The sequence below is a fragment of the Chryseobacterium sp. RU37D genome (genome assembly GCF_900156075.1).
Taxonomy (GTDB): domain Bacteria; phylum Bacteroidota; class Bacteroidia; order Flavobacteriales; family Weeksellaceae; genus Chryseobacterium.
Genome location: NZ_FTMM01000034.1, coordinates 1 through 19,787 on the forward strand (window position 1 = coordinate 1; position 19,787 = coordinate 19,787).

Genomic DNA, 19,787 nt, shown 5'->3' on the forward strand with positions numbered 1-19,787 from the left:
ATAAGATTTGAAACGTTGGATATTACTTGGAAGAATCTGCATTTTTTAGCATTTTCTTTAAGATTAATCAAAAAATTAAAAGTTTAAACAACTTCATTATGAAAAGAAGAATTTTATTTTCAGTTTTTGTTTTCTTTGCTTTACTGGTACAAGCTCAGAAAAGTTTTAATTTGCAATATGAAGCTATGTACACTTTAGAATATAAAAACTTTAATCGGCCAAATGCAAAAAGCCAACTCACAACATTCATCCTCATGATGAATGATAAAGAATCGTATTTTAAAAGCATGAATCTTTATGTAGAAGATTCCTTAAAATATTATAAAAAATTAAAAGAGACAGGAGACCCGCTTACAGATTATACCACATTTGCAAAATATGACTGCGAATACCCTGAAAATATAGGAACTACTAGTGGTAAAATATATGTAACAGGGCCTATTGCTACAGCATATATATCATATGATGAACCTAATAATATAGAATGGAAAGTAGTTAATGAATTCAAAAACATAGGAAATGCCCGATGCCAAAAAGCTGTAACCGCAAAGTATGGAAGAAACTGGATCGCTTATTTTAATCCAAAGATTCCTTTCAATTTTGGGCCATACAAATTTAATAAGCTTCCGGGGCTTATTATGGAACTGTACGATGAAAAAGATGATTTTCATTATAAGCTTTATAAATTGAAAAAAAGAAATGAAATATGTCCTTTCGCTAATATGTATAAAAATATAAAACCTGCAAAAAAAGAAAAGGTTTATCAGTGGAGAAAAAATTCTTACATGGAAAGAGATTATTCAAAAATACTAGAAAATGGAGATCCTGAAATGGTAAGAAAGCTTAACAGAACTTCACGGCAAAATGGAGAATTATATAATCCTATTGAACTTAGCCCATATTAATCAATAATTGCCAATACAGATAAACGAAGTCATTTCAAACCAAAAAATAAACTGTCTGCTTAAACCTTCAAGGCTTGTATATTAGGCTGGCTTTTGTGTTTCGGTCAAAATCGACTATATTTGTTAGTAATGAACGACGAACAATTATTCCAGCTTATCACTAAAGCGAAGGAAAAAGACCAGAAAGCTCAGACCAGGCTCATCAACATCTTTTGGGTTGATGTCTTTTCTTTTGTGATGAAGAAAGTAAGGGATGAACATGATGCAGATGAAATTACGGTGAATGTCTTTTCAAAAGTTTTATCAAAACTGGATATGTACGATTCTCATTTTCAGTTTAAAACATGGGTTTTGACCATTGCTCAAAATATGATAATTGATTTTTGGAGGAAAAAGACCCGCGAAAATCAGGACCCTACAGAAAATCTGGATGAGGTGAAAAACCAGTATGCAATGTCACCGGAAGAGCTCATGATCTCTAATGAAGAGCAGAAAAAAATTATCAAAATCATTGAATCTTTAGATGCCAATTATCAGGATATCATCAGATTAAGATTTTTTGAAGAAAAAAGCATCAAGGAAATTGCGGAAGAGCTGGGAATTTCCGTTGCCAATACTAAAGTCCGGGTGATGCGTGCTAAGAAAGTCTTGGCTGAATTGTTAAAAAATAACGAATTTGAAGATATTTAACATCTCACAAAGCCTTGTCAATGTTTAAAACCTTGACAAGTTTTTTTAATTTAGCTTAAATCAAAATTATAAGTTTCATCAATCCCAGTCTTTGATTGTTTCGATAAAAAATTCACTAACTTTGAGGTCAATTTTAGAAATAAATGGAGAATTTAGCTCAGGATACTACCGTTCAGAAACCAAAATGGATTCGAGTAAAACTTCCTACAGGAAAGAATTACAGAGAACTAAGAACTTTGGTTGATAAATATAAATTAAACACAATTTGCCAGAGTGGAAGCTGCCCGAATATGGGCGAATGTTGGGGAGAAGGAACGGCTACTTTCATGATTTTAGGGAATATCTGTACCAGAAGCTGTGGATTTTGCGGGGTAAAAACCGGAAAACCACTTGATGTAAACTGGGATGAGCCTGAAAAAGTGGCACGTTCGATTAAATTAATGAAAATCAAGCACGCGGTTTTAACTTCAGTTGACCGCGATGACCTAAAAGACATGGGATCAATCCTTTGGGCGGAAACCGTGAATGCCGTAAGAAGAATTTCCCCGGGAACCACAATGGAAACGCTTATTCCAGATTTCCAGGGCATTACAAAGCATATTGACCGATTGGTAGAAGTAGCTCCGGAAGTGATATCTCACAATATGGAAACGGTAAAACGTCTGACAAGAGAGGTAAGAATTCAGGCAAAATATGAAAGAAGCCTTGAGGTATTAAGATATTTGAAAGAAGCCGGACAAAGAAGAACAAAAACAGGAGTAATGCTTGGTTTGGGTGAAACAAAAGATGAAGTTTTCCAGACTATTGAAGATATCAGAAATGCCAATGTGGATGTAATTACTTTGGGGCAATATCTGCAGCCGACAAAAAAACATCTGCCCGTAAAAAAATTCATCACCCCGGAAGAGTTCGATGAGTTGGGAGATTTTGCAAAAAGCTTAGGGTTCAGACATGTGGAAAGCTCACCTTTGGTGAGAAGCTCTTACCATGCAGAAAAACATATTTACTAATATAAATCGCTCTTTAAAAAGGGCGATTTTCTTTAAAAATGGATTAATTTGAAACTGCTTAATTAATATTTTTTATTAATTAAGATTTAAATTGAATAAACGTTTAACCTTGTATTAAATTAAGTTTAAAAATACATGAAACTAGATAAAAGAATTATACCCTTAGCAATCGGTGGACTAGGTATCGGAACTACAGAATTTACCGTAATGGGGCTGTTGCCGGATATTGCAAGATCGCTTCAGATTTCTATTCCGGAGGCGGGACATCTGATTTCGGCATATGCGCTGGGAGTAGTCATCGGAGCCCCGATTTTGATAGGTTATTCCGTAAAATTTCCTCCGAAAAAAGTTTTAATTGTGCTGATGATGATCTTTACCCTGTTTAACGGATTATCTGCCGTTGCACCGGGTTATTACACAATGCTGGTTATCCGGTTTTTATCAGGCCTTCCGCATGGTGCATTTTTCGGGGTAGGAACTGTTGTCGCGGCAAGAATGGCCGGAAAGGGAAAGGAAGCTTTTTATATTTCTCTAATGTTTACGGGGCTTACCATAGCTAATCTTGCGATGGTACCTTTGGTGACTTATATCGGGCATGTATTCCATTGGCGGTGGTATTTTGCAATTGTAGCGGTTATCGGGTTGTTTGCTTTATTATTTTTAAAGCTGTGGCTTCCTGTGCTGGATTCTAATCAGGATACCCATTTTATGGAAGAGCTGAAATTCCTGAGAAAAAAACAGGCCTGGTTTGTTTTAATGATAACGGCTATTGGCTTTGGAGGTCTTTTCACCTGGTTTAGCTATATTACTCCTTTAATGACTGTAATATCTGGTATTAAAGAAAGTCAGATGGCTTACGTAATGATTCTTGCCGGTGGCGGGATGGTAGTCGGGAATCTTGTCGGCGGATATTTATCAGACAGGTTAAGTCCTGAAAAAACCTGTGCCTTGTTGCTGCTTTTAATGATGATTTCTTTGGCAGGTGTATTTTTCCTTTCAGAATATAAGAATGTATCGCTGGCTCTTACATTTATCTGTGGAGCTTTATCAATGTCTGTTGCTGCGCCTATCAATATTATGATGATGAAAGCGGCTCCAAAAAGCGAAATGATGGCGGCGGCGTTTATGCAGGCAGCATTTAATATTGCTAATGCTATGGGTGCTTTTCTGGGCGGGATACCGCTGGAAAAAGGATATCCGTTTAATTATCCTTCATTGGTAGGGGTGGGAATGACGCTGATAGGGTTAATTATCGCTTTAAGGTATAAAAGCTTATACGGATCTCAAGCCGTTGAAAAAGAAGAAGTTTCTATTGAAAGTTTTTAAATAAAAAAGAGAAGCAATTTTGCTTCTCTTTTTTTTGAAGAAGAATTAAGCTTCAACTTCATTGCCGTTTTTGCACCAGTAAAGAGCATTATAAAGGTTTTCTTTTGGAAAAGATTTAAATTCTCCCGGCATTACAACACTGAATATATCAGTGAATTTCTGTACGCCTTCCTTATCCGTAACAATAGCAGTTCTGTTCCACTTTACCAGGTTTTTTAATCCTAAAAGCGCATCCTGCAGCCAAGCTCCCATTGTAAAATTTTCCAGATCCGTATCCAGATACAGCAGATAATTCAGCTCATGGAACTGGTCTACCTTTTCTTTTACTTTAGGAATCACAAAGTTTTCAAAATCTTCTTTTGTTACTTCTCCCGTTGCATTGAAAGCCGCAACATTCTCTGGAGCTTCTGGAATAATAGTTATCATATTTTTATTTTTAAGTGAGGTTTAATTTTAGACGACAACAAAAATTAAACCATTATTTAATTTTTATAAAAAGAAAGGCGCAATTCTTGTTTGTTTTAAGAAAATAATACTATGAACCTAAGATCAAATGAACCATTCTGGCTTTTAAAAAATGGACTGATTACTTCATATCCGTCACTTAAATCAAATGAAGAATGTGATGTTCTTATTGTAGGCGGAGGAATTACGGGCTCCCTGATTGCCCACCAAATGGTAATGGAAGGGTATAAAACAATTCTTATTGACAAACGCGAAATCTGTAATGGAAGCACTTCGGCAACAACCTCAATGCTGCAGTACGAGATAGATATTCCTCTTTCTGAGCTTATCATGAAAGTAGGAAAAAAGGGCGCTCTCAGAAGCTATAAAGCCTGTTCTGACGCTATTGACAAAATAGAAAAGCTTTCAAAAGAAATTAAATCAGGCTCTGGCTTCAAAAGAAAGAAGTCACTGTATTATGCTTCCAATAAAAAAGACAGTCAGTGGCTGAAAAAAGAATTTGAAGCAAGGAAAAGTGCCGGTTTTGACGTTAAATGGTTGGAAGCTGAAGAGATTGAAGATCGTTTCGGTTTTGAAAAAACTTTTGGAGGAATCCTCTCAAAGCAGGGAGCAAGTATTGATGCTTTTAAGTTTTCACATGAGCTTTTAAAATTAAATATAAAAGGAGGACTGCAAATTTTCGATAAAACGGAAATGAACAAAGTAGAATATTATAAGGGTTTTAATTTGGTGACCGTTGATTCCGGATTTCAGATTAAAGCTAAAAAAATGATCTACTGTATCGGCTATGAAAGTAAAAATTTAATTAAAGAAAACTTTGTTAATTTAAAAAGTACCTACGCCCTAGTTTCGGAAATCGATAAGAAAAAGTTTAAAAACATCATCAATACCCTGGTCTGGAATACCGATAAACCTTATATGTATATGCGTACAACTGATGATGGCAGGCTGCTGATAGGTGGTGGCGACGAAGATTTCTACGACGCGGGAAAAAGGGATGCCTTGCTTAACAAAAAGGAAAAAGAAATTCTAAGGATTTTAAAAAAAATAAAACCCGATTATAATTTCTATACCGATTTTATATGGGCAGGAACTTTTGGAGAAACAAAAGACGGCCTCCCTTATATCGGCGAACATAAAAATTTCAAAAACTCATATTTTGTACTGGGCTTCGGAGGAAACGGCATTACATTCTCTGTAACCGGGATGGAAATGGCTTCCTTTTTTATGAAACGTAAGAAGCATCCGTTATCAAGATATTTTAAATTTGGTCGTTAGTTTCAGTTTTCGGCGGCGGCGAAGCCGCTGCCGAAAACTGAAACTAACCTGAAAACATATAAATTGTGAAATTATAATGAATGTTTAAGGCATCATTTTTGGACTTTTGCAACACCTCACAAAAATTACTATTATGAAAACGCTTCAAAAAATTGCAATTCCCGTTTCTTTGGGCTTTATAGGATTATTTATTTTAAATTCATGTTCGGTGGGGATTCCTAAAGGTGCAATGGCTTTACAAAACTTTAATTCAGATAAATATCTTGGAAAATGGTACGAAATTGCCAGATTCGATTACAAATTTGAAAAAAATATGGATAATGTTACAGCCAATTATTCATTAAATCCAAATGGTACAATCAGGGTGCAGAACAGAGGATATAACTACATTAAAAAAGAATGGAAAGAATCCATCGGCGAGGCAAAATTTGTTAATGAAAAAACAGAAGCCCGTTTAAAAGTTTCTTTTTTTAAGCCCATTTGGGCAGGCTATAATGTCATAGATATTGATGATAATTACCAGTATGCTCTTGTTGCAGGAAGCAGTCTGAAATATCTTTGGATTCTCTCAAGAACAAAGGAAATTCCGGAAAGTATCCGACAAAGATTTTTGGAAAAAGCAAAAAAAATAGGTTACAATACGGATGAGCTGATTTGGGTAAAGCATAATTAATGTATTGATAAATATATGGACTTAATTTTCAGAAATAAGTATTAATATTCTATTGATCATAGAGATATTAAGGCTTTGTGCAATCAAGGATATACTGGTTGTACATTTTAATCTTTCTATTTCGAAATTAAGTAAATCGAAGATTCTACGAGTCAAACGCCTTTGTTATCTTAATTTAAAACAAATCAAAATCAAATTTTGTATGTCTTTACGATAATTAAAACACACAACAATATAATTATAGTTTAAGCAATTTCAGACAAAAATAGAAAAAATCAATTTATCTTGTCTCGACCACCGAATTTCACGTCATTTGTAAAAGAATTTTTCTCAAGAATTATATATGGAAAAAGCTGTTTTAATTACCATTGGAGACGAAATTTTATCAGGAAATACGGTAGATACCAATTCTAATTTCATTGCTGCAGAACTTAAAAATATAGGAATAAAGGTTTCACAGATTTTCACTATTTCAGATGAAATTGAAACCATTCAAAATACCATACAGTCCGCTTTTGAGATGGGCGATTTGATCATCACAACAGGCGGACTGGGCCCTACACGAGATGATAAAACCAAAAAAGCCATCGCAGAATTTTTTAATGACGAAATTGCACTTGATACGGCTACTTTTAATCATTTAAAAGCTTATATGGAAAAACGCGGCCGGCTCGAGATCCTTGAAAGAAACCGTGAGCAGGCCTTTGTCCCTACAAAATCCACTGTTTTTCAGAATCATTACGGAACAGCGCCCTGTATAATGATGGAGCAGAATGGAAAGCTGCTGTTCAGTCTGCCCGGTGTTCCATATGAAGTAAAACCATTGATAAAAGATCAAATTATTCCTTATTTACAGGAAAAGTTTAAGCTAAATTATATTTCGACAAGAATAGTTTCCGTTGTAGGGATTCCTGAGAGTATTCTGGCAGATACCATCGAAAACTGGGAGCTTGCCCTGCCTTCGAACTTAGCATTGTCATACCTTCCGGTCGGAACTCGCGTAAAGCTGAGGCTGACGGCAACAGGTGAGAATGAAGCTGTTTTACAAGAACAATTAGAAGAAGAAATTCAAAAACTATTACCTTTAATTAAAGACAATGTCATTGCAACTTCCGAAGATAAAATTGAAAAAATTCTTGCTGAAATTTTAACGGAAAGAAAACTAACAATTTCTACCGCAGAAAGCTGTACAGGCGGCGAACTAGCCAAAATGATCACCTCAAATTCCGGAAGTTCAAAGTACTTTTTAGGAGGAATAGTAGCCTACGCAACGGAAAAGAAAATTGAAATTTTAAAGGTAAAAAAAGAAACGGTTGACAAATTTACAGTTGTGAGCGAACAGGTTGCTGCAGAAATGGCAGAAGGTTGCCAGGAACTATTTAATACAAATATTTCTCTTTCCACAACAGGGGTTGCAGGGCCGGGAAAAGGCGAAGACGGAAAGGAGGTAGGAACGGTTTTTTACACCATCCGGGTAAATGATAAAGAGGTCACTTCAAAGCTTTATATGCCTCATCTGGATAGGCTTGATTTTATGTATTTTGTCTCTCAGAAAGTCATTCAGGATCTGGTAGGGATTTTAATTTCGGAATAATTTTATCTGATTGTCTGTAATATCTAATAATTAAAAACCATTGTGTTCTTAGCTTAGTGAAACGCCTTTCCGAGCCTTAAAAACAATTAGTAGTAAAAAAATCTTTGCGAGCTTTGCGTTAAAATTAAGCATTATGACAAGCCACGGATACATCGAAATTTTAAATATAAAAAAATCAGCAAACCATAGGGTAACAGCCATTTAATAAATAATAAATTTTCCGTAACAAATTAAAAAAAAAATATACCTATTGTATAAATTGTAATTATAATGAAAAAATTAACGCTTTCTCTATTTTTATTAGCAGGGATTTGTTCACAAAATGTGAGCGCGCAAGCTAGTGCTGTGAAAACAGTTGCCAATACAGACAAAGGTCTGGACCTTAGCCTGATGGATAAATCAGTTCGTCCACAAGATGATTTCTATAACTATGTAAGCGGAACATGGATGAAAACTGCCAAAATCCCTTCTGATAAACCAACATGGGGAAGTTTCAACAAATTGGCTGAAGATACAGACAATAATTCCATGACGATCCTGAACTCTCTTCTAAAAGATAAATTTGCAGACGGAACTGAGGGCAAAAAAATCCAGGATTTGTACGCTACGTACATGAACATGACGAAGAGAAACGCTGATGGAATCAAACCTATTCAGGCCAACATCAACAAGATCGATGCGATCAAAAACCTTACGGATCTTCAGAATTATCTCACTTCAGTTACCAAAGAAGGTGAAAATAATTTCTATGGATGGGGTGTAGATGCAGATTTGAAAGATTCTAAAATGAACGCGGTGTATTTAGGAAATGCATCTCTAGGTTTAGGAAGAGATTATTATCAGAAAGTAAACGAAAAAAACACGGAAGCTATCGCAGAATACACGAAGTATGTAGCTTCTATGCTGAAAGAATTAGGATACAAAAATGCTGATGCGGCTGCAAAAGGTATAGTAGATTATGAAAAAAGCATTGCCCAGACCTATTTAACAAACGAGCAGAGCCGTGACAATACCCTTCAATACAACCCTAAAACAATTGCTGAGCTTTCTGGTTTGGTTAAAAATGTAAATCTTCCTGCTTACCTTAAAGCTGTTGGAGTAAATACAGACAAGGTAATCATCGGGGAAATAGGATATTACAAAAATTTAGACAAGTTTATCAATGATAAAAATCTTCCGGTAATCAAGGATTATTTGAAGTTCCACATGATCCACGGGAGTGCTTCTTATTTAAGTGAAAAACTGGATAGCATGAGATTTGCTTTTTATGGTAAATATCTAAGAGGGCAGCAGGAGCAGAGAGCTTTAAACAAAAGAGGTTACGAGTTAATCAACGGCACTTTGGGTGAGGCTTTCGGAAAATTATATGTTGAAAAATATTTCCCGGCAGAAGCTAAGGCTCAAATGGTTGAGTTAATTGATTACTTAAAGAAAAGTTTTGCAGTTCACATTAACGGATTAACCTGGATGTCTTCTACAACAAAGGAAAAAGCAATGGATAAATTAAACAAATTTACCGTAAAAGTTGCTTATCCGGACAAATGGAAAGATTATTCCAAATTAAATATCGTTTCCGAGGCTAAAGGCGGAAATTTATACTCTAACCTTCAGAATATTGCAGAATGGGAGTACAATAAAGATTTAGCAAAAATTGGAAAACCAGTTGACAAAACAGAATGGGGAATGACTCCACAGACGGTAAATGCTTACTACAATCCGGTAAACAACGAAATCGTTTTCCCTGCTGCCATTCTTCAGCCACCTTTCTTCAATCCTAAAGCTGATGCTGCCGTGAATTTCGGTGGAATCGGTGCAGTTATCGGTCACGAAATGAGCCACGGATTCGATGATTCCGGAGCACAGTTCGATGCAGACGGAAACTTAGTAGACTGGTGGACTCCAGAAGATAAAGCAAACTTCGAAAAAGCAACAAAAGCGCTTGCTTCTCAGTACGATAAATACGAACCTGTAAAAGGAACTTTTGTAAACGGAACCTTTACAAACGGTGAAAATATTGCAGATTTAGGTGGTGTAAACATCGCTTATGATGCACTTCAAATGTATTTAAAAGATAAAGGAAACCCTGGAGCCATCACTGGTTATACACAAGATCAGAGATTCTTCCTAAGCTGGGCAACAGTTTGGAGAACTTTATCCAGTGAAAAATACATGGTAAACCAAGTGAAAACAGATCCACACTCTCCTGGATATTTTAGAAGCTTCGGACCTTTGACAAACGTTGATGCCTTCTACAAAGCATTCGATGTGAAAGAAGGAGACAAGCTTTACAAAAAACCTGAAGACAGAATCAAAATCTGGTAATAGAAACTTTATTAAGATAAAAATCGTTCAGCAATGAGCGGTTTTTTTGTTTTTAGCAATAGAAATGGGCTTTAGCCCGTTTTCAAATCAAAAAAATCAAATCAGGCTTAGCCAAAATTTAATGAGTATACATAACCCATCACTCATAATTTCTAACTATCATAAAATTTGTATATTTGGTAAGTTTGTGTAAAATCAAAAATTATCTTTAATGAAAAAGCTAAATATTGGAATACTTGCCTTTTCGGGGTTAGTATTTTTAAACTCATGTGGTACGGTGAAAACCGCAGATAACCCAAGACCAGAACCTATGAAAGAAGTTGCTGTACAGCCAGTGAAAGAAGAAATAAAAGAAGAAGGTATCAATTTATCTTACATGGATAAAACGGTTCGTCCGCAGGATGATTTTTTTAGCTATGTGAATGGAAATTGGGTGAAAACCACTCAGATCCCTTCCGATAAGGCAAGCTGGGGATCTTTCAATGCGTTGAGAGAAAATGTTGATGATGCTTCGCTGGATATTTTAAACAAAATTTTGTCAGAATCATATTCAGAAGGTTCAGAAGGACAGAAAATCCAAAATCTATATGCTTCTTTCATGGATACATCGAAAAGAAATGCAGAAGGTTTAGCTCCAATTAAAGGAGATATCGCAAAAATTGATGCGATTAAAAATCTTAACGATCTTCAGAAATATTTATTGGAAGCGACAAAGCTGGGAGACAATTCTTTCTACGGCTGGAGAGTAAGCGCGGATATGAAAGATTCTAAAATGAATGCCATATATCTTGGCGGGCCGGATCTTGGTTTGGGAAGAGATTATTATCAGAAAGTAAATGAAGCCAACACAAAAACCCTGGCAGAATACCAGTCTTACGTTGGAAAACTGTTTGGCGTTTTAGGATATAAAAATGCTGATGCAGCCGCAAAAAATGTGGTTGATTTCGAAAAGCAGCTGGCCAATTATCTATTGACGCTTGAGCAAAACAGAGATGCCAATTTAAGATATAATCCGAAAAATGTATCGGAACTGCCGGCTTTAGTAAAAAACATCAATCTTCCGAAATATTTGAAAGATGCAGGAGTAAATACAGATAGGGTAATCGTTGGCGAATTGAAATATTATCAGAACATGGATTCGTTCCTTACACAGAAAAACCTTCCTTTGCTGAAAGATTACCTGAAATATCATTTAGTTAATGGCAATGCGAGTAATTTGGATGAAAATTTGGAGCAGATCAGATTTGATTTTTATTCCAAATATCTTCAAGGGCAAAAAGAGCAGCGTCCGATGAACAAAAGAGGCCTCTCTCTTGTAAATAGTGTTTTGGGTGAGGCTTTCGGTAAATTGTATGTCGAAAAACATTTCACTCCTGAAGCAAAACAACAGATGGAAACTTATATTGATTATATTTTAAAATCATTTAAGACACACATTAACGACATGGATTGGATGTCCCCGGCTACAAAAGTAAAAGCTCAGGATAAATTATCAAAATTCACTGTAAAAATCGCTTATCCGGACAAATGGAAAGACTACACCCAGCTAAAAGTGGAATCTCCAAAATCGGGGGCAACTTTATATTCTAACCTCCAGAATGTAGCAGCCTGGCAATACCAGAGAAATTTAGACAAAGTAGGAAAACCTGTTGACAAAGCAGAATGGGGAATGACTCCGCAAACGGTAAATGCATACTACAGCGGCTCAAACAACGAAATCGTATTCCCTGCAGCAATTCTTCAGCCTCCTTTCTATAATCCAAATGCTGATGCTGCGGTTAATTTTGGAGGAATCGGTGCGGTTATCGGCCACGAAATTTCTCACGGATTTGATGACAGCGGATCAAGATTTGACGGAGATGGAAACTTAAATAACTGGTGGACAGATGCAGACCGTAAAAACTTTGATACAAAAGTTGGTCAGCTGGCGGCCCAGTACAGCGCTTATGAGCCGGTAAAAGGAAGTTTTGTGAACGGAAAATTCACAAGCGGTGAAAATATCGGTGACCTGGGTGGGGTAGCAGTAGCTTACGACGCTCTTCAGATGTACCTAAAAGATCACGGAAATCCGGGGTTAATCAGCGGCTTCACTCAGGATCAGAGATTCTTCATGAGCTGGGCGACAGTATGGAGAACAAAATCTACAGATCAATATATGGTAAACCAAGTGAAGACAGATCCGCACTCTCCGGGAGTTTTCAGGGCTTTCGGACCGTTGGTGAATCAGGATTCTTTCATCAAGGCATTTGACATTAAATCAGGAGACAAAATGTATAAAGCTCCTCAGGACAGAATAAAAATTTGGTAAGACAACCCAAAATTGTTATAACTAAAAAAGAGTCTGTCTCAAAAGGTAAAATGGTGCTCTGAGAATGTACTAAATGAAAAAAGTTGTCAGACAAGGAACCCGGGAGAGGAAGTATTTTTGAGACAGCCTCGTTTTTTATTGTTTTTCATAGTTTAGGAATATGACAATGTTTAATATGATGTTGGTGGAAGCGAGGTAAAAATAGACTTTAATAAGCTATTCAGAACATTCAAAAAAATAGATCACTGATTGTGAGTTAGCTTACAACCTTAAAAAAAATGGAGGGTTATCGTTTCATCGCGAAACAAAAACACCTCAACTACCAATAGACAAAAAGCACCCCGGTTTATTCCGTAAAAAAATAAAATTAAATTATCTTTGCATTAATAAAAAGTTGCTTCTACAAGCTCAGATGACATTTCTAATGCTAACCGTTTATAGCAGGATATTATGCCGAGCTTGTCGAAACATCTAAAAAATGCAGCAGACAAAGATTTGGAAAAGACAAAACAAGATTCAAGCTTCAAACACATTGGAAACAAACTCCTGAGCTGGTACAAGAAAAACGCCCGTGATTTGCCTTTCAGACAGACGAAAGATCCATATAAAATATGGGTTTGTGAGATTGTTTTTCAGCAGACAAGAATTAATCAAGGATTAGGTCATTATAATAATTTCATTAAGAGATTTCCGAATGTAAAAACTTTAGCCGAAGCTGAAGAAAATGAAGTTTTACTGTATTGGAAAGGCTTAGGATACTATTCAAGAGCGATCAATGTACATAAGGCCGCGCAACAGATCATGAATGAGCATCATGGAGTTTTTCCTCATAAATATGAAGAAATTTTAAAATTAAAAGGAGTCGGGAAATATACGGCAGCAGCGGTTTCAAGTATTTGTTTTGACGGGAAGATACCAGCTGTTGACGGTAATTTTTACCGGGTTTTAAGCCGCGCTTTTGCGGATGATTTTGATATTTCAAACTCGCACGCCTTCAATTATTTCTCAGAGCTGGCGCATTTGATTTTACCTGAAAATGTGGGCGATTTCAATCAGGCGATAATGGATTTGGGATCCGAAATTTGTAAACCCAAAAATCCCTTTTGCAATGAATGTCCTTTAAATGAAGATTGTCTGGCTTTTTTATTACGTAAAGTCTCAGAATTTCCTGTTAAAAAGAAAAAAATAAAGTCAGAAGACCTGCATTTAAAATATTATTTTGTCCACAGAAATGGTGAGTTTTTAATTCAGCAGCGGAAAGATGATTTTATCTGGAAGAAATTATTTGAATTTCCACCTGAGATTTCCGATGAATTGATTCCTTTTATTAAAAGTGTAAAATTGGTTAATCATAAACTAACGCACAAAAATTTAAGCATAGAAATTTTCAACGTTGAGGTCGATTCAGAAGATGTCTGGGAAGATTTTCTTGCTAAGAATAACTTCATTGTGACGAATGTTGAAGGCTCTCATGAAAGATCTTTCCCAAAACCTTTGGAAAATTACATTCAAAATTACGATACAGCATACAAAATTTTGTAATAATAAAAATAACTAGAAAGTTTGCCATTCCGTAGAAATCGAAACGTCGTTTTTGAGTGATTTAATTAAAAGAATAATTGCTTAGATTCCTACGAAATGACAAACTTTGTGGTAATTTATAATCGTTAAAATCTTCGTGATTACTTAAGTGAAACGCCTTGCGAACTAAAAACGAATAGTAGTTAAAAAGCTTAACGTCTTTTGTGTTAAAAACAGAATATCCAAACAATATTTAATTCCAATTTCAAGACCCGCTGAAATCCTGAAATTTGTCTTCCAAAATCTAAAATCTAATTTGTACTTTTGCAAAATGTTTAAAAACGCCTCATTTATTTTTGTAGCCTTACTTTTGGTATCTTGCGGGAAAGATCCTGTTCCGAAGCCTTACGGGGAGCTTCGTCTTGAATATCCGGCACCAAAATATCAGAAATTTGAAAACAATTGTGCATACACCTTTGAATATTCAGATTTTGCAAAAATTACGGAAGCCAAAAGACCCTGCTGGTATTACTTAAACTATCCGAAATTGAAAGCTAAAGTTTTCGTGACGTATTATCCGATCAAAAACGATTTTGCGGCGCACATTCAGGAAGCTGAGAAAATGGTTTATGAGCATACCATTAAAGCAAGCGCGATCGATACGAAGTCTTTCGAATATCCTAATAAAAAGGTTTACGGAAACTTTTACGAACTAAAAGGGCAGAGCGCATCCAATCTTCAATTTTACATTACAGACAGCACGAAGCATTTCGTGACGGCTTATTTATACTTCAATACAAGGCCAAAGCCCGATTCTTTGGCTCCTGCAGTAGATTACATCAAAAAAGATATGAAACATCTGCTCGACACATTTGAATGGAAAAATTAATTATTAATTAATATACTTTGAAAAAAATATGAAACTTTTAGTTGTAGGAAGTGTTGCGTTCGACGCGATCGAGACGCCATTTGGAAAAACTGATAAAATTTTAGGAGGTGCAGCCACATATATCGGGATCACTTCATCTATTTTGGGTGTGAAATCCGGAATCGTTTCTGTTGTAGGAGGAGATTTTCCTCAGGAACACCTTGATATGTTTACAGACAGAGACATTAATATAGAAGGAATTGAGATCGTAAAAGAAGGAAAAACTTTCTTCTGGGCAGGAAAATATCACAATGATCTTAATACAAGAGATACCTTAGCTACAGAGGTAAATGTTTTAGAAAATTTTGATCCGAAAATACCTGATTCTATGCAGGATGCCGAAATTTTATTATTGGGAAATCTTCATCCCGGCGTACAGCTTTCAGTTCTTGAAAAAATGAACAACCGTCCAAAATTAGTTATCCTTGATACCATGAATTTCTGGATGGATTCTGCTTTGGATATTTTATTGGATATGATTGCTAAAACAGATGTAATAACCATTAATGACGAAGAGGCAAGACAGCTTTCAGGTGAATATTCTCTGGTAAAAGCAGCTAAAAAAATCCATACAATGGGCCCAAAATATGTAATTATCAAAAAAGGTGAGCACGGGGCTTTACTTTTTCATGATAATAAAGTATTTGCGATCCCTGCATTGCCTTTGGAAGATGTTTTTGATCCTACGGGTGCTGGAGATACTTTCGCAGGTGGGTTTGCCGCTTATCTTGCTAAAAAAGGTAAATTTGATTTTGAAACGATGAAATCTGCACTGATCGTAGGTTCTGCAATGGCTTCTTTTACAGTTGAAAAATTCGGAACGGAAAGAATCGAAGAGGTAAAAGAGTCTGATATGTTCAGCAGATTGAGACAATTTAAAGAATTGACAACTTTCGACGTTGAACTACAATAAATACGTCTTTTTAAGAAATATTTATAATAAAAAATTTAGCATAATTCATTAAGAATTCTAAATTTGCAACTTGTTTAAAATACTAAAATGACAAATAAACTTAAGATCACTTTTCTTTTTGGAATTTTCATCATGTTGTTCGCAACAAATATGATGAAAGCTCAGCTGAAACAAGGAGAATTAGTGGATGGTATTGCTGCTGTAATCGGTGATGAAATTGTTTTGGAATCTGATGTGAACGAACAGATGAACTATGCAAAACAGCAGGGAGCTTCTAACATTGACAAATGTGAGTTTTTGGAAAACCTTCTGAATAACAAGCTTTTAGTGTATGAAGCTAAAAAAGATACTTTAATTGAAAACCGTTCTGCAGCAGTCAAGGAACAAGCTAATGCAAAATATCAGCAGTTGCTATCTCAGTTTCCTGACGAAAAAACCATGTTGGCTGCTTATAAGTTCAGAAACGGGTACGAAATGAAAAATGCCATCGAGAAAATCGATATTGATACATATTACGGACAAGCTAAATATCAGAGAGTTACTGAAAAAGCAGATGTTACCCCTAATGAAGTAACAGACTTTTTCAACCTGTACAAATCTCAATTGCCTGAGATCAAAGATGAGGTTTCCCTGGCTCAGATCATGATGTATCCTAAGCTTACAGAAGCTCATAAGGATGATCTTATCAACAGACTAAAGAAAATTAAAAAAGATATCGAAGGAGGAGAAAGCTTTGAAAGTCAGGCGAGAATCTACTCTGAAGACCCGGGCTCAGCTTCAAACGGAGGTCTTATGAAGAATATTTCAAAAGGGCAGATGGTAAAACCTTTCGAAGCAGCTGCTTTGAACTTGCAGGAAGGGGAAATTTCAGATCCTGTAGAGTCAGAGTTTGGATATCATATCATTCAGCTGGTAAAAAAATCAGGAAAAATTTATGATGCAAGGCACATTCTCCTGATGGCTACCCCTACTGATGAAGAAATTAAAATTGCTAAAGCAAAGCTGGATAGTATCAGAACTCTAATTAAAGACAATAAGATTTCTTTCAAAGATGCGGCATTCAAATTTTCTGATGATAAAAGAACAAAGTTCAATGCTGGGATAATTGCTGGTTCAGATGGCTCAAGTAAAATTGAAAGAGAAACGATTCCAGGAACGATCAGCTACGAGTTAGCAGGCTTGAATAAAGGTGATATTACTTCTGCTTTCGACGATGATGATGAAAGAAAAAGGAAAGTCGTAAAAATTGTAAAGGTAGAAGATGTTATTCCTGCTCACCAGATTACGCTGGAAACTGATTACGACAGAATCAAACAGATGGCACTCAATAAAAAACGAAACGAAATGGTTGAAAAGTTTGTCAACTCAAAACTTCCGACAACATTTATCTCCATAGACGGCCGTTATGATTCATGTAATTTCAAAGGAAGCTGGAAAAAAGATTCAGTAAAAAAATAAAATAAAAACCTTCAGAACTTCTGGAGGTTTTTTTATGCTCAAAACTCTCATGGAATCTTTGTTTTTAGTATTTTTACAGCATGGGTAATTTTATAGATTTCAATACAGCAAGGAAGCTTCAGGAAATGCAGTCGCAGCAAAATAAAATCACAGAACTTTTCTCAATTAAATATCCGATCATCCAGGCAGGGATGATATGGCATTCCGGATGGAGGCTGGCTTCAGCTGTTTCCAATTGCGGAGGATTGGGCTTGATAGGAGCAGGAAGCATGTATCCAGATGTTTTAAGAGAGAATATTCAAAAATGTAAACAGGCGACGGATAAGCCTTTTGGGGTGAATGTTCCGATGCTTTACCCGAATTTGGATGAAGTTATTCAGATCATTCTGGAGGAAGGAGTGAAAATTGTTTTCACATCAGCCGGAAACCCGAAAACGTATACAGAAACCCTACAAAAAGAAGGATTAAAAGTGGCTCACGTAGTTTCATCTACCAAATTTGCCATGAAGTGCGAAGATGCAGGCGTTGATGCCATTGTAGCAGAAGGTTTTGAAGCGGGAGGCCACAACGGAAGAGACGAAACAACTACTTTTTGCCTCATCCCAAACGTAAGAAAACATATTTCAAAGCCATTAATTGCAGCCGGAGGAATCGCTTTAGGTTCTCAGATGAAAGCTGCTATGATTCTTGGTGCAGACGGCGTTCAGATCGGTTCCCGTTTTGCAGCGACTTTGGAAGCAAGTGCCCACGAAAACTGGAAAAAGAAAATTACAGAACTTCACGAAGGGGATACTCATCTCACATTAAAGGAATTAGCTCCTGTAAGAATGGTTAAAAACAAGTTTTTCAACGAATTGGAAGAAATCTACAACGTAGGAAGAAATAAAGAATCTTTGATTGCTTCCCTGGGACGTGCAAGAGCAAAACGCGGAATGTTTGAAGGGGATATGGAAGAAGGCGAGCTGGAAATCGGTCAGGTTTCTGCTTTGATTGATGAAGTGCTTCCTGTGGAAACAGTTTTCAGAAATTTATTACAGGAATTTGAGGATGCAAAAATGCCGAATTTTTAAATTAAAGTTAAATAATGGAAGGAAGGATCATCAATGTTAATAGTAAAAAACTTTATATAGAATACAAAAATTCATTTAAAAATAAGCCTACAATTGTATTTTTACATGATTCTTTGGGATGTACTCAGCTCTGGAGAGATTTCCCGGCAAATTTGGCACAATCGGCGAAGTGCAATGTTTTGGTATATGACCGCTTAGGATATGGCAGATCTTTTCCTATGCAGACTTACGAAAGGGAAAATAATTACATGGAGCAGGAAGCAGATTGGTTAAATGATTTATTGAATGAATTAAACATAAAAGAAACTGTACTTTTTGGTCATAGTGACGGCGGAACAATCGCATTAATTGCAGCTGCAAAATACCCTGAAAAAATTAAAGCGCTTATCTGTGAAGCAGGACATATTTTTGTGGAAGATATAACAATAAAAGGTGTGCAAGATGCTTTTAATGCTTATAAAACCACAAATCTTCCGGAACGTCTTCAGAAATACCACGGTGATAAAGTAGAAATGATGGTAAAAGCATGGACTGAAATTTGGCTCAATGACCGGTTTAAAAGCTGGAATATTGAAGACCTGTTGAAAAATATTACGAGTCCGTTATTATTCATTCAGGGAGATGCAGACGAATATGGAACTTTGAGTCAGGTTGAAAAAACGGTTTCTCAGGTAAGCGGACGTGCCGAAAAGTTTATCATTCCAAATACAGGACATACACCGCATAAAGAAATTCCGGAAGTGGTTTTGCAAAAATCAACCGAGTTTATCAACAGAATAATAAATTTTAAATTTTAAATTCAGCAATATCAATAAGAGCGGGCTTTAGCCCGCTTAATTTTAATACACAAATTGGCTTTAGCCTAAATTTAAAATATTTCTACAAACTGTCAATTTCAAACAAAATATTCGTTCTTGCACGAAATTCATATTTTAGATTTTAATTCTTTAATTTCCTTTTCCAGCCGTTCAATATATTTTTTCTGAGTTTCCAGTAGCTCTTCTATATATTGGGGGATTGAATAGATATTGTTAGTTCCACTGTAATTTCCTGTTGAATTATCTTGAAAAATAAAAATATTATTATCTTCATTTTCAAAAATTTCTTCTAGGGGGCACTTGCAATGTTTTGGGTAATTTTTCCCATTCCTGCTTAGATATTTTTGAGCTTCCATTCTCTTTCTACTGTAGTTAGGGTCATCATTATTTTCCCAGCAAAACAATTTTACAATGAAGTTGTTTAAACTTATTTAGACAAAAAAGTTCCAAGAAAATTAGCAATTTTGGATTGCAATTTAAAAAACTAATAATCTGGAACTCATCAGTA

17 protein-coding genes are annotated in these 19,787 nt (G+C 35.8%); 15 read left to right on the top strand and 2 right to left on the bottom strand.

What is annotated here, in order from left to right:
* Positions 1 to 98: 98 nt before the first annotated feature.
* From BW926_RS13020 to BW926_RS13035, 4 genes are all read left to right on the top strand, one after another.
* Positions 99 to 905: a GLPGLI family protein gene (locus tag BW926_RS13020; protein WP_076447688.1), complete on the top strand. Its 807-nt coding sequence runs from the start codon at positions 99 to 101 to the stop codon at positions 903 to 905.
* A gap of 129 nt (positions 906 to 1,034) precedes the next feature.
* Complete coding sequence (locus tag BW926_RS13025) at positions 1,035 to 1,595, top strand: RNA polymerase sigma factor (protein WP_076447690.1); 561 nt, start codon at positions 1,035 to 1,037, stop codon at positions 1,593 to 1,595.
* 143 nt (positions 1,596 to 1,738) lie between these two features.
* Entirely contained in the window at positions 1,739 to 2,605 is an 867-nt protein-coding gene (lipA, locus tag BW926_RS13030) for a lipoyl synthase (protein WP_076447691.1), read from the top strand.
* Between the two features lie 135 nt (positions 2,606 to 2,740).
* Positions 2,741 to 3,931 (top strand): MFS transporter, encoded by a 1,191-nt coding sequence (locus BW926_RS13035; RefSeq protein WP_076447693.1) that lies wholly within the window; start codon positions 2,741 to 2,743, stop codon positions 3,929 to 3,931.
* A gap of 45 nt (positions 3,932 to 3,976) precedes the next feature.
* Here the strand turns inward: BW926_RS13035 and BW926_RS13040 are convergent, their stop codons facing one another.
* Positions 3,977 to 4,357: a SpoIIAA family protein gene (locus BW926_RS13040; protein WP_076447694.1), complete on the bottom strand. Its 381-nt coding sequence runs from the start codon at positions 4,355 to 4,357 to the stop codon at positions 3,977 to 3,979.
* A 111-nt stretch (positions 4,358 to 4,468) separates the two neighbouring features.
* Here BW926_RS13040 and BW926_RS13045 point away from each other — a divergent pair, with 111 nt between their 5' ends.
* The 11 genes from BW926_RS13045 (at position 4,469) to BW926_RS13095 (ending at position 19,258) form a co-directional block, all read left to right on the top strand.
* Complete coding sequence (locus BW926_RS13045; RefSeq protein WP_076447696.1) at positions 4,469 to 5,674, top strand: NAD(P)/FAD-dependent oxidoreductase; 1,206 nt, start codon at positions 4,469 to 4,471, stop codon at positions 5,672 to 5,674.
* Between the two features lie 133 nt (positions 5,675 to 5,807).
* Positions 5,808 to 6,347: a lipocalin family protein gene (locus tag BW926_RS13050; RefSeq protein WP_076447697.1), complete on the top strand. Its 540-nt coding sequence runs from the start codon at positions 5,808 to 5,810 to the stop codon at positions 6,345 to 6,347.
* Between the two features lie 343 nt (positions 6,348 to 6,690).
* Positions 6,691 to 7,941, top strand: coding sequence for a CinA family nicotinamide mononucleotide deamidase-related protein (locus BW926_RS13055; protein ID WP_076447699.1), 1,251 nt, complete (start codon positions 6,691 to 6,693; stop codon positions 7,939 to 7,941).
* 270 nt (positions 7,942 to 8,211) lie between these two features.
* On the top strand, positions 8,212 to 10,263 hold the full coding sequence (locus BW926_RS13060) for a M13 family metallopeptidase (RefSeq protein WP_076447701.1): 2,052 nt from the start codon (positions 8,212 to 8,214) through the stop codon (positions 10,261 to 10,263).
* A 211-nt stretch (positions 10,264 to 10,474) separates the two neighbouring features.
* Positions 10,475 to 12,571 carry a M13 family metallopeptidase gene (locus BW926_RS13065; protein WP_076447708.1) on the top strand — a complete coding sequence of 699 codons (2,097 nt, stop codon included), beginning with the start codon at positions 10,475 to 10,477 and terminating at the stop codon, positions 12,569 to 12,571.
* 495 nt (positions 12,572 to 13,066) lie between these two features.
* Positions 13,067 to 14,113 carry an A/G-specific adenine glycosylase gene (mutY, locus tag BW926_RS13070; protein ID WP_076447717.1) on the top strand — a complete coding sequence of 349 codons (1,047 nt, stop codon included), beginning with the start codon at positions 13,067 to 13,069 and terminating at the stop codon, positions 14,111 to 14,113.
* Positions 14,114 to 14,423: 310 nt separating this feature from the next.
* The gene (gldD, locus tag BW926_RS13075; RefSeq protein ID WP_076447709.1) at positions 14,424 to 14,981 is read left to right on the top strand and encodes a gliding motility lipoprotein GldD; all 558 of its coding nucleotides are present in this window, start codon (positions 14,424 to 14,426) and stop codon (positions 14,979 to 14,981) included.
* A 28-nt stretch (positions 14,982 to 15,009) separates the two neighbouring features.
* Positions 15,010 to 15,933, top strand: a complete 924-nt coding sequence (locus tag BW926_RS13080; protein WP_076447711.1) for a PfkB family carbohydrate kinase — start codon at positions 15,010 to 15,012, stop codon at positions 15,931 to 15,933.
* Positions 15,934 to 16,020: 87 nt separating this feature from the next.
* Positions 16,021 to 17,391, top strand: a complete 1,371-nt coding sequence (locus BW926_RS13085) for a peptidylprolyl isomerase (RefSeq protein WP_076447712.1) — start codon at positions 16,021 to 16,023, stop codon at positions 17,389 to 17,391.
* An 80-nt stretch (positions 17,392 to 17,471) separates the two neighbouring features.
* Complete coding sequence (locus BW926_RS13090; protein WP_228403455.1) at positions 17,472 to 18,461, top strand: NAD(P)H-dependent flavin oxidoreductase; 990 nt, start codon at positions 17,472 to 17,474, stop codon at positions 18,459 to 18,461.
* Between the two features lie 14 nt (positions 18,462 to 18,475).
* Positions 18,476 to 19,258, top strand: coding sequence for an alpha/beta fold hydrolase (locus BW926_RS13095; protein ID WP_076447714.1), 783 nt, complete (start codon positions 18,476 to 18,478; stop codon positions 19,256 to 19,258).
* A gap of 128 nt (positions 19,259 to 19,386) precedes the next feature.
* Here BW926_RS13095 and BW926_RS13100 read toward each other — a convergent pair whose 3' ends face one another.
* A complete protein-coding gene (locus tag BW926_RS13100) occupies positions 19,387 to 19,635 on the bottom strand; it encodes a hypothetical protein (RefSeq protein WP_143756553.1) in 249 nt (82 codons plus the stop codon).
* Between the last annotated feature and the right edge of the window lie 152 nt (positions 19,636 to 19,787).

Bases quoted from the DNA above. Each gene is read 5' to 3' on its own strand.
- BW926_RS13020 (WP_076447688.1), top strand. From the start codon at position 99: ATGAAAAGAAGAATTTTATTTTCAGTTTTTGTTTTCTTTGCTTTACTG.
- BW926_RS13025 (WP_076447690.1), top strand. From the start codon at position 1,035: ATGAACGACGAACAATTATTCCAGCTTATCACTAAAGCGAAGGAAAAA.
- lipA (WP_076447691.1), top strand. From the start codon at position 1,739: ATGGAGAATTTAGCTCAGGATACTACCGTTCAGAAACCAAAATGGATT.
- BW926_RS13035 (WP_076447693.1), top strand. From the start codon at position 2,741: ATGAAACTAGATAAAAGAATTATACCCTTAGCAATCGGTGGACTAGGT.
- BW926_RS13040 (WP_076447694.1), bottom strand. From the start codon at position 4,357: ATGATAACTATTATTCCAGAAGCTCCAGAGAATGTTGCGGCTTTCAAT.
- BW926_RS13045 (WP_076447696.1), top strand. From the start codon at position 4,469: ATGAACCTAAGATCAAATGAACCATTCTGGCTTTTAAAAAATGGACTG.
- BW926_RS13050 (WP_076447697.1), top strand. From the start codon at position 5,808: ATGAAAACGCTTCAAAAAATTGCAATTCCCGTTTCTTTGGGCTTTATA.
- BW926_RS13055 (WP_076447699.1), top strand. From the start codon at position 6,691: ATGGAAAAAGCTGTTTTAATTACCATTGGAGACGAAATTTTATCAGGA.
- BW926_RS13060 (WP_076447701.1), top strand. From the start codon at position 8,212: ATGAAAAAATTAACGCTTTCTCTATTTTTATTAGCAGGGATTTGTTCA.
- BW926_RS13065 (WP_076447708.1), top strand. From the start codon at position 10,475: ATGAAAAAGCTAAATATTGGAATACTTGCCTTTTCGGGGTTAGTATTT.
- gldD (WP_076447709.1), top strand. From the start codon at position 14,424: ATGTTTAAAAACGCCTCATTTATTTTTGTAGCCTTACTTTTGGTATCT.
- BW926_RS13080 (WP_076447711.1), top strand. From the start codon at position 15,010: ATGAAACTTTTAGTTGTAGGAAGTGTTGCGTTCGACGCGATCGAGACG.
- BW926_RS13085 (WP_076447712.1), top strand. From the start codon at position 16,021: ATGACAAATAAACTTAAGATCACTTTTCTTTTTGGAATTTTCATCATG.
- BW926_RS13090 (WP_228403455.1), top strand. From the start codon at position 17,472: ATGGGTAATTTTATAGATTTCAATACAGCAAGGAAGCTTCAGGAAATG.
- BW926_RS13095 (WP_076447714.1), top strand. From the start codon at position 18,476: ATGGAAGGAAGGATCATCAATGTTAATAGTAAAAAACTTTATATAGAA.
- BW926_RS13100 (WP_143756553.1), bottom strand. From the start codon at position 19,635: ATGGAAGCTCAAAAATATCTAAGCAGGAATGGGAAAAATTACCCAAAA.